15 protein-coding genes are annotated in these 17,440 nt (G+C 47.9%); 4 read left to right on the forward strand and 11 right to left on the reverse strand.

Annotation, left to right across the window (positions count from 1 at the left end; translation table 11 throughout):
• Positions 1–213: 213 nt before the first annotated feature.
• The 4 genes from AC3WRW_RS31390 to pheS all read right to left on the reverse strand — a co-directional run bounded on the left by AC3WRW_RS31390 (position 214) and on the right by pheS (position 6,490).
• Positions 214–762, reverse strand: a complete 549-nt coding sequence (locus tag AC3WRW_RS31390; protein ID WP_492550148.1) for a CvpA family protein — start codon at positions 760–762, stop codon at positions 214–216.
• Between the two features lie 11 nt (positions 763–773).
• On the reverse strand, positions 774–2,885 hold the full coding sequence (locus AC3WRW_RS31395; protein ID WP_492550149.1) for a cell division protein ZapA: 2,112 nt from the start codon (positions 2,883–2,885) through the stop codon (positions 774–776).
• A gap of 91 nt (positions 2,886–2,976) precedes the next feature.
• On the reverse strand, positions 2,977–5,430 hold the full coding sequence (gene pheT, locus AC3WRW_RS31400) for a phenylalanine--tRNA ligase subunit beta (protein ID WP_492550150.1): 2,454 nt from the start codon (positions 5,428–5,430) through the stop codon (positions 2,977–2,979).
• Between the two features lie 25 nt (positions 5,431–5,455).
• Positions 5,456–6,490 carry a phenylalanine--tRNA ligase subunit alpha gene (gene pheS, locus AC3WRW_RS31405; protein ID WP_492550151.1) on the reverse strand — a complete coding sequence of 345 codons (1,035 nt, stop codon included), beginning with the start codon at positions 6,488–6,490 and terminating at the stop codon, positions 5,456–5,458.
• A 525-nt stretch (positions 6,491–7,015) separates the two neighbouring features.
• Between pheS and AC3WRW_RS31410 the strand changes: the two genes are divergently transcribed.
• The 4 genes from AC3WRW_RS31410 to glsA all read left to right on the forward strand — a co-directional run bounded on the left by AC3WRW_RS31410 (position 7,016) and on the right by glsA (position 11,165).
• Complete coding sequence (locus AC3WRW_RS31410) at positions 7,016–7,444, forward strand: MarR family winged helix-turn-helix transcriptional regulator (protein WP_492550152.1); 429 nt, start codon at positions 7,016–7,018, stop codon at positions 7,442–7,444.
• A gap of 42 nt (positions 7,445–7,486) precedes the next feature.
• Complete coding sequence (locus AC3WRW_RS31415; protein WP_492550161.1) at positions 7,487–9,133, forward strand: MDR family MFS transporter; 1,647 nt, start codon at positions 7,487–7,489, stop codon at positions 9,131–9,133.
• Between the two features lie 132 nt (positions 9,134–9,265).
• Positions 9,266–10,186: an aldo/keto reductase gene (locus tag AC3WRW_RS31420; protein WP_492550153.1), complete on the forward strand. Its 921-nt coding sequence runs from the start codon at positions 9,266–9,268 to the stop codon at positions 10,184–10,186.
• Between the two features lie 25 nt (positions 10,187–10,211).
• A complete protein-coding gene (glsA, locus tag AC3WRW_RS31425; RefSeq protein WP_492550154.1) occupies positions 10,212–11,165 on the forward strand; it encodes a glutaminase A in 954 nt (317 codons plus the stop codon).
• 79 nt (positions 11,166–11,244) lie between these two features.
• Here the strand turns inward: glsA and AC3WRW_RS31430 are convergent, their stop codons facing one another.
• From AC3WRW_RS31430 to AC3WRW_RS31460, 7 genes are all read right to left on the reverse strand, one after another.
• On the reverse strand, positions 11,245–11,430 hold the full coding sequence (locus tag AC3WRW_RS31430) for a hypothetical protein (protein ID WP_171682729.1): 186 nt from the start codon (positions 11,428–11,430) through the stop codon (positions 11,245–11,247).
• Between the two features lie 54 nt (positions 11,431–11,484).
• Positions 11,485–13,140, reverse strand: a complete 1,656-nt coding sequence (locus AC3WRW_RS31435) for a copper resistance CopC/CopD family protein (protein ID WP_492550155.1) — start codon at positions 13,138–13,140, stop codon at positions 11,485–11,487.
• A 12-nt stretch (positions 13,141–13,152) separates the two neighbouring features.
• Positions 13,153–13,557: a DUF2203 domain-containing protein gene (locus tag AC3WRW_RS31440; protein WP_492550156.1), complete on the reverse strand. Its 405-nt coding sequence runs from the start codon at positions 13,555–13,557 to the stop codon at positions 13,153–13,155.
• Positions 13,558–13,648: 91 nt separating this feature from the next.
• On the reverse strand, positions 13,649–15,403 hold the full coding sequence (locus AC3WRW_RS31445; protein ID WP_492550157.1) for a response regulator: 1,755 nt from the start codon (positions 15,401–15,403) through the stop codon (positions 13,649–13,651).
• A gap of 52 nt (positions 15,404–15,455) precedes the next feature.
• Positions 15,456–15,830, reverse strand: coding sequence for a response regulator (locus tag AC3WRW_RS31450; RefSeq protein WP_492550158.1), 375 nt, complete (start codon positions 15,828–15,830; stop codon positions 15,456–15,458).
• 89 nt (positions 15,831–15,919) lie between these two features.
• Complete coding sequence (locus tag AC3WRW_RS31455) at positions 15,920–16,306, reverse strand: gamma-glutamylcyclotransferase family protein (RefSeq protein ID WP_492550159.1); 387 nt, start codon at positions 16,304–16,306, stop codon at positions 15,920–15,922.
• Positions 16,307–16,442: 136 nt separating this feature from the next.
• Entirely contained in the window at positions 16,443–16,730 is a 288-nt protein-coding gene (locus AC3WRW_RS31460) for a CD3324 family protein (RefSeq protein ID WP_492550160.1), read from the reverse strand.
• Between the last annotated feature and the right edge of the window lie 710 nt (positions 16,731–17,440).

Below are 17,440 nucleotides of genomic sequence, written 5' to 3' on the forward strand. Positions count from 1 at the left end.
GGTACGAGCTCTATTCTGGTTTAGGTGCTGCTCTGTTGCAGATGTGGAGGTCAGTCGGTTCATTTCAAGGTGCGGATTGGGTATTGTAGATACTTCAGAAAATGTGTTTTCAACTTATAGAGGGGGGAGCGAATGGGATGAGGTGAGGTGGGAGCGATTGGGGTGGGCATAATAAAAGCCGCCTCTTTCTAGACAACTAGAAATCGGCAGCTTTTATATGGGGATTCCCTGCTTCCAAAGCTCTTGCAGTTTCCCTGCAACATTGGGCAGTTCAGTGATTAAATATGGCGCTATCGTTGAGCTGGAGAGTAGCTTTTGAAGTCCATCCGATGGAATGATGGTGATGACGTTAACGGCTATGATGATGATTAAAAGCGCTTCGGCTAAGCCAAGAAATGCGCCGCTCCAGCGGTTGATGAAGTTCAATCCCGGCGTTTTAGCTAAAATGTTTAACGCTCTTCCTATGAATACCAAGGCGAATTTTACGCCAAAAAACAAGATGGCAAAGGCTATAGCATTCAAGATGTACGTATCCAGATTGAGCCCTTTTACGATAAATTCGTACTTTTGGTAATTTTGATAGGTGGGCAATGAGACAGCGTTACGAAGCAGCGGTGCGAAATCTTTATAAAAGTAAAAGGCAACTAAGTACGCCAGGACAAACCCTGAGAGAGAAACAATTTGGGCGATGAAACCTTTGAAATAACCAACCAGCAATCCTAAAGCGACTATAGCTAAAATGATATAATCCAATTTGTTCATGATCACTCGGACTACCTGATAGGGCTGTCTGTTTCAACTAGCTCGATCCATTCATTGTACTCGTTCTGAAGTTTGGCATATTCCTCACGCAGTTCTCTGTACTCTTCTTTAACTTGTTGAAGTTCCTTTTGCTGAGCTTCATCATTCAAACTCTGGCTCGTTAATTTTTCTTTTTCACTGGCGAATCGTTCCAGAAGATGCTCTTTCTCTTCTTCAAAATATTGATTCAACAACGCTCTTTCCTGCTGCTGCTGCTGAACTAGAGTTTCCATTTGAGCTTGATAATACTGAATAATGGATGATTTCTGCTCTTCGAACTGCTTAATAATGTTTGTTTGTTGTTCTTGGAACCGTCCGATGATATCCACTTTTTCAAGCTCGATACGTTGAATATTCGAATTCAGCTCTTCTTTGTGCAAGCTTTCCAGAAGTTCGATTTGCTCCTGATGCTGCATATCGGCCGAATCTTTTTCCTGCAAGTATTGTTGAACCAGCGCCTCTTTTTCCTGATGATAACGTTGATTTAATTTTTCTTTATCCTGTTCGTGCCGTTCTGATACGTTCCTTGTTTCTTCAAGGTGTTGTTCGCTCAGCGCTTGGATTTGTTGAGTCAACTGCTGCTTCTCTTGCTCGAAACGCTGCCCTTCTAGCTCTTGCATTTGTTTCATTTTATCTTGGAGCTGTATTTGCTGTCCAATCTGCTGTTTTTGTTGTTCTAGCTGCTGTTTTTGTTGTTCAAGCTTCTGTTCAGCTTGATGCAATTGCTGCTTTAGCTGCTCTTGATGTTGCTTTTCTCGTTCGAATTGCTGTTTGATCTGTTGATGCTGCTGTTTTTCTTGATCGAACAGTTGCCGAACTTGCGATGCTTGTTTTTTCTCTTGCTCCAACTGTTGTTTAATTTGCTCTTGATGAAGAAGAGCTTCTTCATTTTGCTGGCCAGCTTGTTGTAATTGCTGCTGCACTTGTTCTTGTGCTTGTTTGCTCTGTTCCAAATGCTGCTTCAATTCCAACTGCTGCTGCGTAGCCTGATCTTGCTGCTGCTTAGCTTGCCGCAATTGCTGCCTTAACTGCTCTTCCTGTTGTTTGTCTTGTTCAATTTGCTGTTTGCCTTGTTCGATTTGCTGTTTGGCTTGTTGGTGCTGCTGTTTTTCTTGATCGAGCAGTTGCCGCGCTTGCACTGCTTGCTTTTTTTCATGTTCCAGTTGTTGCTTGGTTTGCTCATATAGCTGTCTGGTTTGGTCTTGCTGTTGTTTTCCTTGCTGGATTTGCTGTTTGGCTTGTTGATGCAGCTGTTTTTCTTGATCAAGCTGTTGACGCGCTTGCGCTGCCTGCTCTTTTTCCTGTTCCAATTGTTGTTTAATTTGCTCGTGAAGCTGCTCGGCTTGTTCTTGCTGTTGTTTAGCTTGGTCTTGTTCCTGTTTCGTTAGTGCCTGCTGCTGCTTGGCTTGCTGCAATTGCTGCACCAGCTGCTCTTGCTGTTGTTTTTCTTGTGCGATCTGCTGTTTGGTTTGTTCGATTTGCTGTTTTGCCTGTTCGATTTGCTGTTTGGCTTTTTGATGCTGCTGTTTTTCTTGATCGAGCAGTTGCCGCGCTTGGGCTACTTGCTTTTTCTCCTGTTCCAGTTGTTGCTTGGTTTGCTCATATAGCTGTTTGGTTTGGTCTTGCTGTTGTTTAGCTTGCTGGATTTGCAGTTTAACTTGCTCATGTTCTTGTTTTCCTTTTTGTACTTCCTGTTGGAGCTGCTCCTGCTGATCTTTGAATTGGTCTAGTTTGGTTTTTTGTTCAGATAGAACGGTTTGCTGTTTATCATACTCATGTTTCAACTGGTTGTATGTAACGTTCACTTTCTCATAGGCCGCTTTGATTGCTTCCTGCTCTTTCTGTGCTGCGCTAAGCTCTTCCATGATTTCATTCATGCGGAAGCATTCATCCGCCATGTTTACAGCGGCTAGTACAGCAATTCTTTGCGAATCCAATCGTGGATATCCTTTGGCGATACGGAACATTTGGTCATTCACATATTCCGCAACACGCTTCATGTAGTTGGTGCTGGTGTCTGCTTTTAACTTGTATTGATTTCCATATATGTCAACGGTGATTTTCGTTTTGTCTTCAGTCGTCATATTATTTCCCCCTTAGATGAAAAGGCTGGCCCTATCGAGGTTAATTTCGATAAGACCAGCCTGTTTTCCTGCAACTTTCACGAAAGTTGCTCTATTTTCTTAACTCTGCCTCGTATTGTTGTTCAAGGGTTTGAACGACTTTGGCATGGAGTTCCGTAACCTCTTCATCCAGGAGGGTTCTTTCAGCGTGACGGTACACGAGAGCGATAGCTACGCTCTTGCGGTTTGCCCCAAGACGTTCCCCTGTGTAGATATCAAAGACCTGGATAGACTCCAACAAATCACCGGCAACTTCTGCGATCGTTTGCTCCATAAGACCGACCGGTACGCTGGCATTTACGACTACGGCAAGATCGCGTCCAATGGACGGATAACGCGGCAGCAGCTTATAGACAATCGCATCGCCTGCGGCTTCCAGAATCGGAGCCAGCTCAACTTCAAGCACGTACGTATCGTCTAGATCACGCTGCTGTTGAACGGTCGGGTGCAGCTGACCTATGCGGCCAATAACCTTCTGACCTTCAGAAGTAGTTAGCAGAAGATTGGCCGTCCGTCCCGGATGGAAGCCGTCTGGCGACGCAGATGTGTAAGTAAGTCCTTTGACGCCTAGGTAGCTGATAAGACGCTCAAAGATTCCTTTGATGTCATAAAAATCAACAGCTTGCGATTTCTGCGCCCAGTGCGCCCCGCTCCGTTTGCCCGTCATTACGACGGAAAGGAGAAGCTTTTCTTGCGGCAAAGTTGTAAGTGAAGACTCATCAGTAACAAATGCTTTGCCGACTTCGAAAATCGCTACGTCATCCATGGTGCGGTTGCGGTTGTAGCTTACAACTTCCAGCAAATGCGGCAGCAAGCTCGTGCGAAGTTGGCTGCGGTCCTCGCTCATTGGCATCGCGAGGGAAATTGGTTTTGCCGCTGGATACAGCCCTGGCAGCGAAACGGTTTGATCCGGGTGCGTGAAGGAATAGGTAATGACTTCATGCAGCCCGCTTTGGGTGAGCAGGTTCCGGGTTATACGACGGATCGCCTGCTCTTTGGACAAGGACCCGGGCGTTGTCACGCCGGTCATCAAGGTCGTCGGGATGTTGTCGTAGCCGAAGAGGCGTGCCACTTCTTCAATCAAATCCACATCCCGGGTGATGTCTCCGCGGCGGCTCGGCACGTGTACGAGCAGCTTGCCTTCTCCTGCCTGCTCAAAGCTGAAGTGCAGGCGCTCAATGATTTGACCCATCTCGGCCAAAGAAAGCTCGGTGCCGAGGTAGTTGTTCACACGGTCAGCAGCAAGCTCGATGCTCACCGGCTTGTGGGATCCGGCAACGGCTTCGACGATGCCGTCTGCGACTTGCCCGCCAGCGTACTGCGCGATTAACGCTGCGGCACGGTTCAATGCCGGAAGCACCGCTTCCGGGTTCACTTCTTTCTCGAAGCGAAGACTCGCTTCGGAGCGAAGGCCCAACTGGCGCGATGTGCGGCGCACTGAGGAGCCTGCGAACTTAGCGGATTCAAGCAAAATCCGCGTGGTGCCGTCGGTCACTTCAGAATTCGCTCCGCCCATAACCCCGGCGATCGCGACAGGCTTTGTGCCGTCCGTGACGAGCAGCATGTGCGGCTCAAGCGTACGCTCTGTATCGTCAAGCGTAACGAGCTTCTCGCCGGCCTCAGCAAGGCGTACGTCGATGTGGCCATTGTTCAGCTGCTCGGCATCGAAAGCGTGCAGCGGCTGGCCGTACTCCAACATCACGAAGTTCGTGATGTCTACGATATTATTGATGGGGCGGATTCCTGCCGCCATCAAGCGGTTCTGCATCCATAGCGGAGAAGTGCCCACGCGCACGCCTTCGATGAGGCGGGCTGCGTAGTGCGAGCACTGCTCGGTCGCTGTGATCTTCACGCTAATGCGGTCTGCCGCTTTCACACCGGCAGTTCCTGCCGCCTCAAGCGCTGCTTCCGCATCAGGAAGCTTAACGCCGCGGCCAAGGATCGCGGCGATCTCATAAGCTGCTCCGAGCATGCTCAAGCAGTCAGAGCGGTTAGGCGTCAGGTCGAGCTCCAGCACTTTATCGTTGATAGCCAGAACATCGAGAATCGATTTCCCGATTTCCGTGTCTTCCGGAAGCACCAAGATCCCTTCCTGGATCTCTTTGGGCAGCAGCTTGTCATTCAAGCCAAGCTCCTTGGCTGAGCAAATCATGCCTTGGGATTCAACGCCGCGCAGCTTGGCGCGTTTGATTTGCAGTCCGCCCGGCAGAACAGCACCGATCATCGCGACAGGCACTTTTTGGCCGGCGTCGATATTTTTGGCTCCGCATACGATTTGCAAATCTTCGCCTTGACCGGCGTCAATGACACAAACGCTTAATTTATCTGCATCGGGATGCTTCTCACGGGATTTGACATAACCTACGACAACATTCGTTACGCCTTTATTTCGGTCCTCCACGATATCCACTTCAATACCGCTTCGGGTTAATTTTTCTGCTAATTCCTCGGCTGTGAAGCCTGTTACATCTACATAATCGGATAACCATTGGTATGAAACATTCATGCTTAACCCCTCCTTTTCCTGTTGCTTACAAATGTAAGAATTGCTTTAAGAAGCGCAAATCATTGGTGTAGAAATGACGGATATCTTCAATACCGTACTTCAGCATAGCGATGCGTTCAACACCCATACCGAATGCAAACCCTGTATATTCCTTCGGATCATAGCCACCCATTTCAAGCACGCGAGGATGCACCATACCCGCTCCGAGAATTTCCAACCAGCCTGTTTGTTTGCAGGTACGGCAGCCAACGCCGCCGCACATCGCACAGCTGACATCGACCTCAACGCTCGGCTCAGTGAACGGGAAAAAGCTTGGACGCAAGCGGATTCTTGTCTCTTTGCCATACATTTCTTGCACAAACTGCAGCAAGGTGCCTTTCAAATCGCTCATCCGCACGTTGCGGTCGATAACGAGACCTTCGATTTGCGTAAACATATGGGAATGTGTCGCATCATCGTCGTCGCGGCGGTATACTTTGCCCGGGCAAATGATTTTGATCGGAACTTCGCCTTTGCGTTTCTCCATCGTTCTTACTTGTACCGGAGAAGTTTGGGTACGCATCAAAATTTCTTCAGTAATATAGAACGAGTCCTGCATGTCTCGCGCAGGGTGGTCTTTCGGCAGATTCAGCGCCTCGAAGTTGTAGTAGTCCTGCTCAACCTCGGGACCTTCCGCAACGGTATACCCCATCCCGATGAAAATATCTTCAATCTCTTGAATAACTTTGCTCAAAGGGTGTACAGCCCCTTGCTCGGACGGACGGCCCGGCAGCGTAACGTCGATCATTTCGGCACGAAGACGGTTTTCCGTTTCTTGCTGCTGATACGCCGCTTGTTTCTCCTCGATCACCGATTCAATCGCCGCGCGAACATCGTTCGCTACTTGCCCGATAACCGGTCTCTCTTCTGCGCTTAACGCGCCCATGCCGCGGAGAACCTCGGTTAACGGCCCCTTTTTACCCAAATACTTAATCCGTAAATCGTTCAGCTCCTGCTGGCTTTGAACGCCGCTTAGCTCCTGCAGCGCTTCCTGCTTTAAAGCTTCTAACCGCTCTTTCATTGCAATCCCTCCTGAATTAGGCCCTCATTCAACCCTAGTGAAAACACAAAAAAGACTTCCCGCTCCCTCGCAAGGGACGAAAAGCCGTGGTACCACCCTAATTAGATTCAATTCCTGCCTGTAGCGGCCAAAAATGAGTCTCACTTCATTCCAGATAACGGACGATGCGTCCGGTTCCCTCTACTTAAGAAAAAGCCAATTCAGCTTGCTTCTGTTCAAAGGACTGCTCGGGAGCGAACTTCGGCAGCCTGATTCTCGGGGCCAGCTCTCAATCATCGGCTCACCCTCCCTGTCAAGAAGCACTGCGTACTCTTCTCCGTCAAAGCATTTTCAAGTATATGTACCAGTTATTATATGCAAGATAAGACTCATATGCAAGTACGCGCGCTGCAGATCTCGCAAATTTCCAGTTGACTAAGCAGGCAGATGAGCGTATATTTTGTTAAATAGTTTAAATATTAATTTATATAAATATTTTACCGTTTAATAATTTGGTCCATTAATTAACCGGAAGGAGGATTTTCAATGGAAGATGAATTGATGGCCTATACCAATCGCTTCCGCACAACTTTTGAAACTGCCCATCGAAAAATTAACAGTGTCGTATTTGCCGAATTAAATTCGGAGTTAACGGGACCTCAAATATTTATGCTTTACATGATCGCCAAAATTGGAACTCCCAAGCAAACTGTCCTTGCTGACAAAATGGGCGTTAAACCCAGTGCGATCACGGTAATGATTGATCGTCTTGTCCAAAGTGGGCATGTTATACGTAAGCACCATGAGACGGACCGGCGCATCGTGTTGGTGGAAAATACGGAACGCGGAAATGCGATCCTCTCCAAAGCCGAAACGGTCCAAAAAGAAGTGATAGCACGCGGACTTTCCAAGCTTCCTCCGGAAGAGTTGGACATTTTGGTCAAAGCCTTTGAAAAATTAACCTCTTATTATTAATTTCATTTTTATTTTAAAAAGGAGTGATTTGCAGTGGAAACTATTCAAAAAACTGTCTCTGACGACAACCTCGCCGAGTCAGCGGCGCCAGAACTCAAAAATCGCGGCCTCCTGCTGACAGGCCTTATCATTGCCATGCTGTTTGGCGCTCTCGACGGTACGATTGTCGGTACCGCTATGCCGCGGATCGTCGGAGAATTAGGCGGACTCGGCCTCATGGCTTGGTTAACGACAGCTTACATGCTGACCTCAACCGTGGTTGTGCCTATTGCCGGTAAACTGGCTGATTTGATCGGCCGCCGCGTTATCTATGTAACGGGTCTCATTATTTTTATCGTTGCTTCTGCGCTCTGCGGGATGTCCCAGAACATGACGGAGCTCATCTTATTCCGCGGCTTGCAAGGTCTGGGCGGCGGCATCATGATGCCGATGGCGATGATTATTATCGGGGATTTGTTCACCGGTAAGCAGCGTGCCAAATGGCAGGGTGTTTTCGGTGCGATTTTCGGTCTGTCCTCTGTTATTGGACCTCAAATCGGCGGATGGATCGTTGACGCCTTAGACTGGCGCTGGGTGTTCTATATCAACCTTCCTGTAGGTGTCCTTGCCGTTATTTTAATCGCCATCGCTTTGCCTAAGCATAAAGCTGCCGGTAAAGTTAAATTCGATATTCCGGGGATTGCCACCATGGTAATCGGTGTCGTTTCCTTGCTGCTCGCCTTGACTTTCGGCGGTAAAGATTATGCTTGGATGTCTTGGCAAATCATTGGACTTTTTGCAGTAGCTATCGTATCATTGGTTTCCTTCGTCTTCATTGAAAGCAGAGCGGAAGAGCCGATTCTTCCCGTTCGATTGTTCAAAAACAGAACTTTTACAACAATTAACGGCGTAGGCTTCCTTATGGCTGTCGGAATGTTCGGAGCGATCATGTTCGTTCCTCTCTTCATGCAAGGCATTGTGGGAATTAGCGCTTCCGCATCAGGTACCGTAATGACGCCGCTTATGATTACAATGATTGCAGCCAGCGTAGTTTCCGGGCAATTTATTCATAAAATCGGTGTGCGCAAACAAATGCTTGCCGGGATGATCATCATGGCCGTTGGCTTCTATTTCCTTAGCACAATGGGGATTGACACGACGAAGCTGACTGCTTCTGCCTATATGCTGCTCCTAGGACTCGGTATGGGTCTTGTGATGCCGATTCTGACACTTGCTCTGCAAGAAAGCTTCCCGAAATCCGAGCTTGGCGTGGTTACGTCATCCAGCCAATTCTTCCGTCAAATCGGCGGTACATTCGGCATGACGATTCTCGGCGCGATTATGAACCACAAGTCAACCGTCTTGTTGGAGCAAGACCTGACTCCGGTCGTGAAGCAGCTTCCTCCGGAAGCAAGCGAGCTGTCCGCTCAGATGACCAACATGATTCATACGAACCCGCAGAGCTTGTACTCTTCCTTGCTTAATCCTGAAGCATTAGCCAAAATGCCGAAAGAATTCGTGCAGCACATGCTTCCGATTTTGAAAAACGCACTGGTTTCATCGCTTCACCAAGTGTTCATTATAGGTCTCGTGTTCGTATTGCTTGGAGCCGTTCTTACGCTGTTTATCGGCAATATTAAAGTATCCGGCCGTAAATCCAAAAAGCCAGGTACAGAGGGTGAAAAAGAACTTTCCCCCGAGCTTGCTTAATCTAAGATCTCAGCTCCCTCCTTTTGTACAAGGACGGGAGCTTTTTTATGTAAATGCTGGAGCTAATATTTTGACATCAACCGGTCAATAGCGTTTAATGAGGTTGGATACTATATGAGGAGAGTGATCGCCATGAAATATCGCAGACTTGGGAAAACAGATTTAAAAGTTTCCATTGTTGGTGTTGGCACTTGGCAATTCGGAGGAGAATGGGGACTTACGTACACACAAGCTGAAGCAGATGCTATTCTAGATCAAGCCGCGGATCTTGGCATTAATCTAATCGATACCGCGGAATGCTATGGCGACCATCTTTCCGAATCGTTTATCGGCAATTATTTATCCAGACGCAATCGCGAGAACTGGGTCGTAGCCACGAAATTCGGCCATCACTTCCACGATCTGTTCACCCGAACGGATGAATTCAATGCCGAGAGCGTCATCAAGCAGTTGGATGCTTCGCTCAAAGCTTTACAAACGGACTACATAGATCTATACCAATTCCATTCCGGGCCGGACAGCGTATTCGACAACGATGACTTATGGACAACCTTAGATAAGCAGGTTCAGGCAGGGAAAATCAGACACCTGGGAACGTCAATCGGGAGCAATGCTAACATTCATCAAACGGAAGCTTCCAGCAAAGTAAACTCGAAGGCAATTCAAGTCGTTTACAATCGTTTGGATCGTGCGCCGGAAGAGCTTGTCTTCCCTTCTTGTGTGAATCAGGATCTTGGCGTTCTGGCACGCGTGCCGCTAGCAAGCGGTTATTTAAGCGGCAAATACAAGCCTGGCGCGGTGTTTAGCAATACCGATGTCCGCCATCGCCATGATGCGGAAAGCGTACGGCAGAAGCTGGAGGACGTGCAGCGCATTCAGAAGGAAGAAGTGCCTGAAGGCATGGATATGGCGAAATGGGCGCTCGCTTGGTGCTTAAAGCACGATGCCGTAACAACCGTCATTCCGGGCTGCAAAAACCCTGAGCAAGTCATCGCGAACGCAAGCGCAACGGAGCTTATCAGCGACAATCATCCACAAGCCTGGAAGGGCTGAGCAGCAAGGAAGGAATGACTTCACGATGAATCAGAGCGAGCACACAACAACTTGGAAGCAGCTTAACGATCATTTGGCTGAGTGGGTTGCAGCAAGCAAATCCCATACCGCAGATGGCCATGTTGCTTCCTATATTCCTGAACTTGCGAATGCTCCCGCCGATATTTTGGGCATCTGCATCATGGATGCTGAGGGGAATACGGTTGCAGCCGGCGACACGCATTATTCTTTTACGCTGCAAAGTATTTCGAAAGTGTTCACGCTTATTCTTGCTTTAATGGATAACGGCGAAGAGACCGTGTTTTCAAAAGTAGGCATGGAGCCTACCGGAGATGACTTTAATTCTATGTTAAAGCTGGAGCTCGTGGAGCCCGGAATTCCGTTTAATCCGCTTATTAATGCCGGAGCCATCGCGATTTCATCCTTGATAGCAGGCAGCTCGCCTAAGGAACAAATTGAACGCATTCTTCAATTTTTTCGGGAGATTGCCCACAATCCTGCCCTTGATATTAACCAGGATGTGTTCAAATCAGAATCGGACACCGCCCACCGCAACCGTTCGCTGGCCTACTTCTTGAAAGACAACGGCGTTCTGGACCGCGAGGTCGACGATGTGCTTCGGGTTTATTTCAGCCATTGTTCCATCCAGGTCAGCTGCGCGGATCTAGCCAGAATGGCGTTAGTGCTCGCCCATAACGGCGTCGATCCGATTCGCAATCAACGCCTTATTCCGCGGCGCTTCGTGCAGATCGCGAAGACGTTCATGTTCACTTGCGGGATGTACAATGCATCAGGCGAATTTGCAATGAACGTAGGGCTGCCTGCCAAGAGCGGCGTGTCTGGCAGCATTTTGACGATGGTGCCCGGACACTACGGTATCGGTCTGGTCAGCCCTGCCCTGAACCGTAAAGGCAACAGTACCGCAGGCGTTCACCTCCTGGGAAAACTGTCGCAGGAATTTGACTGGAGCTTATTTTAACAAGCAAACGAGGCTGTCCCGCAAGTCATAGAAATGACTGGGGACAGCCTCGTTTGGTATATATCATGCGATGCGCAGGCTATTGGATAGCTCGTTTTATTCGCTGCAAAGCTTCAATCAGCTCGTCGATCTCGCTTTCATTCAGGCGAATCGTTACATAGTTAGGCGATATTCCCCCATCGTTAACTTCCAGCAAGGCAACCTCATCCTTGTTATCCAATTTAACGGTCAATTGTTCTCTTTCGAGCATGTTCATCCAAGCCATGACGGCACCTACCTTCGGGCAATGTTAGATTATTTCCTTATTTTTCTTATAGCTCTAATATACGATAAAGTCTTTGCGGTATACCGTTTCATTATCATCCGCATCCATCACACGCATTTCCAGCTGCCAATTCCCTCTGAAAGGAAGATAGGCTCCCTCTGCCCGATAACTGAACTTGGCAAAGCCGTAAGACTCTTCATCTTTCTTATCTTCGTATGCCGCTATTGGCACAGAAATAGGAGCAATTTCTTTATCGTCCATAAAATGAAGAATCATAAGCACTTGCTTAGGCTTCCCTGACTTTTCTGGAAGAAACACTTTCGCTGTGAAGGAATTCGTCCCTTGAATTTTCGGTGTGATGTCCGCAGACACATGGACTTTCTCTCCCATTTGATGCCACTGCAGCGGCTCATTGGCCGGAATCGGCGCCACATAAGTAATGATGCCAACCAACAGCACAATGATGACCATAAGCGTTAAATCTACCCTCACCCAGATGAAAGATTGTGCAGCTTTCTTCTTGCGCATCAGAAGCCGAATGACAAAAGCCGTAAGCACAACAAGAATAACAGCGCCAACTTTCACAAGCATCAGAATTCCCCATCCGGAGTATAACAGATAGCGCAAACTCGGTAAGAATAACACAACGGACAAGACTCCTGACAGCGTGAGCACCACAATGGAAATCAAAGCCATCTTCGAAAATTTGCTCATATACGTGCTAATGTCACTGCTCTTATAACGCCACTTGGCATAGAGCAGCACCAAGCCGCCTACCCACATCGCCGCGCCCAATAAATGAATCCAATCCAGTCCGATCGTTGCCCATACCGGTGAAAAGGACGCGGCGTGACCGCTAAAGCTCTTGGCTGCGAGCAACCCTAATGGCCAAATCCAATCCAACCATGCCAATTTGCCGATAAGGACGAACCCGAGGAGAGATAAGACCAGCAGGATCAGCCAAGAAATGCCGATGCCCGTCGAACTGAAAAGCTTCCATAGCTCTTCCACACCTCCGCCGCCAAGCAAATCCTCGATATGCGTAAAAATTAGCAGCAAAAGTGCAACCAGCTGAGCACGCTGCAGATTCAGCGTCCATGAAGCTAGGGCGCTGCCAGTTTCTTTCCCGCCGTTCTTTCCAAGTACTCTTAACCAAATCACCCATCCTGTTAAGGCGAGCAGCATCAGATACCACAAACCGCGCGAGAGGTACTGCAGCAGAACCTTCGTCGTGAGCGGACCTGATCCGTGATCGTGATTGGCATGAGCGGAAGGAAGAGCCAGCGTATCCTCTTGCGGCGGATTGCCGATCGTCAGCGGATAGCTGCCGCCAATCGGGTGACCGTCAGCCGAAATGACATGATAGCTGATCAAATAAACGCCTTCGGTCAGCTTCGGCAGATCAAGGAGCACAGTTGTCTGCTCTTTGTTCAAATAAGCTTTATTGCTCGTCATTTCATTGCCGTCACGATTAAAAACTTTGATATAAAACAGCCCTGCATCTAAAGCTTCATTGAAAGTAATCGCCACTTGGGGCGGAGAACTTTCCAGCTTTGCGCCCGATTCCGGAACCGCCTGTACCAGCGATGCGTGAGCAGACACGGATTGCGGGACGACAAATGAACTTAAGAGCATCATAGCTAGTATACACATCATAAATGCAGGCAAGAACCAAAAGCGTTGACGACTATTTTGTTGCTGTCTTTTCATAGATAAGTTCCTCTAATCCATAATCGGTTTACGGCCGGCATAACCATCCTCTTTGCCGTGGTAGTAACGGATTCTGTCCTCTCCTTGTTTCCAACATAGCAGCACTTCCTGGCCCCCGATTACAGACGGGAAATCCACAAGTCCTGTTTCTATATCCTTAAGCTCTACTCCCGTTTGCTGAAAATGCTGAATCAGCCCGCGCGCTTCGATCTGCATAAATTCAAGCTCCGCTTCCTGTAGAAAGAACGGGTCTTTTTCCGTGCCGGGCGTTTCAGCCAGTTCATTTTTCTTCCTGCGCAGCTCGGTGTATTTCTCTTCAAAAGCACGCTTCAAGGCTTGCATTTTCTTTAATTGCTGATCCACAAACGGAAGCATTTCATTGGCTTCCTCCAAGCTGAACCATTTTTTATCCGACATCTTGCACCTCCAAGCCTAATTTTAACAAAAAACGAGAGCAACTTCGAATTCTACGGCAAAAGGGAGCGGACCCAAGTCCAACCCCCTCCTGTTATATGAAGTTCATCAGTTTTTTCACACGTACTTCCAGCTCAATCAGTGAAAACGGCTTCGTCATATAGTCATCGGCGCCCATTTGATAGCCTTTGAGCAAATCGTCTTCCTTTTTCTTGCCGGAAAGCATGAGCACCTTCATATTCGTATTCGCTAAGCGGGGATCCTTGTGAATCTGATCCAATAAGGAGAACCCGTCCAACTTCGGCATCATCCCATCCAGAATACAGGCATCGTAGCTCTTTTCCTTCAGCAAACCGAGCGCCTCTTCACCATCGGAAGCATGGGTAATCGTAATCGGCAAATGCTCCAAATGCGAAGTGAGTATCGCTCTTAGAATCGGATCGTCGTCGACGATGAGCAAATTTTTCTTCTCTGGATGAGGCTGCGCAGTCGATTTGTTCGGCTGAACTTCTTTCTCTGCAGATGCGCCTAGAATTCGGTTCCTGCCCTGCTGCTTGGCTTGATACATCGCTTCATCCGCTTTGGAAACCCAGTCGGCCACGGTCATTTCTTTCTGCCACTGGGCAATGCCTGCCGAGAAAGTAATGGAGAACGTCTTCCCCTCATACTGGGCAACCGGGTTGGAGCGAACTTTATTCAGGATGTTCTGCATCGTGAACTGCGCCTGTTCCAAGCATGTATTCGGAAGGGCAATCACAAATTCTTCGCCTCCGAAACGGGCCAGCAGATCCGTCGCACGCAAATTGACTTGCAATAAATGGGCCAAGCCTTGCAGCACCAAATCTCCCACGTGATGTCCATACGTATCGTTAATCTTTTTGAAGCAGTCAATATCGATGAAAACGAGCGAAATCGGCGCCGGATAGCGTTCGATCCGCTGCAGCTCCATGCCAATTTGAAGGTCAAAATAGCGACGGTTGAACACACCTGTCAGTGGATCGCGGAAAGCGAGCTGCTCGAAATTTTTCGTCCTTTTGAGCAATCCGTAGATTCGCGCGGCTAACTCCTCATATTGAAACGGCTTTGTAACATAATCGTCAGCTCCCAAATGGAAGCAGCGCACTTTATCATTCAAATCGTTGCGCCCTGACAAGACGATGAGCGGCAGCCACTTCAACGTAGGATCTTCCTTAAGGAACTCAAACAGCTCATATCCCGACTGCGGATGCATCATGAGATCGAGCGTCACGAGATCATACGTATGGGTACGCAGCAGTTTCATGGCGGACTCCACATCCGCGGCCTCATCGACAATGCAATCATCAAGCTGAAGGCGCCTGGTCAAATAGGAACGGAGCACTTCGTCATCGTCGACAAGAAGCAGACGGCTTTTCAGCGTTCTAAGCATGGAACCTGCGCTCCGGTCCTTTTGCTCATCCATTTGAATTTCCGTCATGCCGATATCATATTCCATATTCATTTCACGAAGAAGCTTGATGCTGCGCTCTACGCTTTCCAGAACCGGATTCATAGTAATAAACGACTCATCCTGCTCTTGATCGATAGCTTGCGTCCACTCCCACAGTCGAACCAGATCCTCTGCCAGTCTGCCGATCCGGTCATAGCCAAAAATTGGCGCACTGCCTTTAAGCGTATGTATGATGCGGTAAAATTTATTCAAGTCCTCCGCTGCCGGCACAGTGCGAATGGCATCCAACAGAGCTTCAAGCTCTTTCAGCTGTTTTTCAAATTCACGAATGAACAGTTTTCTGCCTTGCCTGAGAATTCTTGCGTCTTTATCCGATTCTGACCCGGGGCTCTTTGTGTGCTCTAGATTTGTATTATGCATGACGGACAATCACCCTTTTTACATATAAAATTATATCTCTATAGCATTCGAATCAACTTTCTAATAATTGTCCGACTGTATTTAGAAGTTGAAGCGGGCTGAACGGCTTGACAATATAGGTGGTGACGCCAGCCGCTTTCGCCTTCTCTTTATCTTTATCCAAAGCCTTAGCCGTAAGCAGAATGACAGGAAGATCGCGATTCGTATTATCGCTTTGACGCAGCCACTCACAGACCTCAACGCCCGTGCGCTCAGGCATCATATAGTCAAGAATAATCAAATCAAATGATTCATTTTGAAGCTGTTCAATGGCTTGCTGGCCGTCCTCTGCCTCCGTGATTTCATATCCTTCGTCGGATAACGTTTCCGTTAGCAGGAAGCGGAGTGCAAGTTCGTCGTCAGCTAGCAGTATTTTATAAACAGACATAAGTATCTCCTCTAATTAAATAAATTACTTTAATTATAGCATCATGCTTATAGGCAGGACAGGAAATTGTCGAAAAAGGTCAAAATAAATCATTTACTTCGCCCAGCGTTATATGTTTTCCATGACGAGCCGTCAATTTCTTTGAGCCCTTCCACCGTGGGGTAGATGTACACCCAGCCTTCGCGCAGCCCGCTCACATCGCGTATCCAGACCCGTTCATACTCATTGGAGGCGCCGGCTCCATGGTATCCCTCCAGGACATCCATCGCTTGCAAACCCTCTTCGTTTACTTCCAGCCATTCTCCAACAACGTGCCGGTCGCTATCTCCTTCGGTTAACAGAAGCGCTGGATACGGTCCCACATCGAACAAACGTCCATAAATTGCACCAGGCTGAACGGACTTCACATAAGGAGCAGCTACCGAGTGATTGCTCTCTCCGACGAGTAAGGTACCGTAGACGAACACAAATATCATAGAAACTCCTCCTGTCGAAAAATGTAATCTCATGATCTCTTTATTTCGCTAGCCTTCTCTTTGATCCCTTTTAGTTTCGACCAACATTTTACAATTTATCGCAAAGAAAAAAGCAACATCGCAATGGATGCTGCTTCTATGCTTGATTAGCTGATAATTCGCGTGTCTTCACAATAATTTTGCGGATGCTGTCTTCCGACAGATGGAACGTCTTGATCAGCTCCATCACGGTGGAGCCTGTTTGGTACAACCGGAAAATTTCTTGATTTCTACGCTCGATTATAATGCGTGTTCCGTTATTTTCTCCCCATCCGGCACGTTTCTGCTCTTTCTTAGGGATATATACGATCTCGCCTTGGATATATTCTTGTAATTGTTTTAATAGGTTAGGGGGAAGAACGTCTTTCCCGTTCTTGTAACTCATGGATGAAAACCTCCTCAAATTGTCGCAAAGATTAGACTTTGTTCGGATTTGCAGAGAGTAATCTCATCGCCCCTAGACCTCATACCATTCTTATCAAAATGGAATAAAAAAAACACGACCTAATCGTGCCTGTCGGTTGTATATGCAATTATACAAAATTCAGGTGAACGGTTATTCCACGAATGATATTCAGTTAGGAGACGGATACCTCTGCGGCGGCCGCAACATTCATCGCTACTGTCATTGTCATTGTGTTCATTAAAAAGCACTCCTTTCACCTTATATTGGAATTTGTTGGGATTTGGTTGGAGAGCAAAGTCTCTCCTTTGTTGCCTGTGTTCACTTCGTGTTCACAATTCTCATTATATGTAAAAAGCTTCTCGCTGTCTACTCGCAAAGTTAAGAATATGCGGGGGCCCAGGAGCCCCCGGTTTGAAACGATGATCTCTGCTTACGCAGAGATCACCTCCGCTTTTGTTGTAATCACCTTGATCACTCCTTTCCGAAGTCATTAGCCGGCCGGCTACTTCTCTATTTACTCATATTCCCTGCCCAGGCTCAAGTGAAAGAATCGTTATAAGGATTCTTTCCTAGTCGGAGGGATTGCGGGAGGAGAATAGGATTGCAGGAGGTTGGGATGGTGGGGTTCGATGGCGGACGGATTGCGGGAGGAGAAATGGTTTGCAGGAGGCTGGAATGGTGTGTTTCTG

Source organism: Paenibacillus sp. FW126-R14 (genome assembly GCF_058789495.1).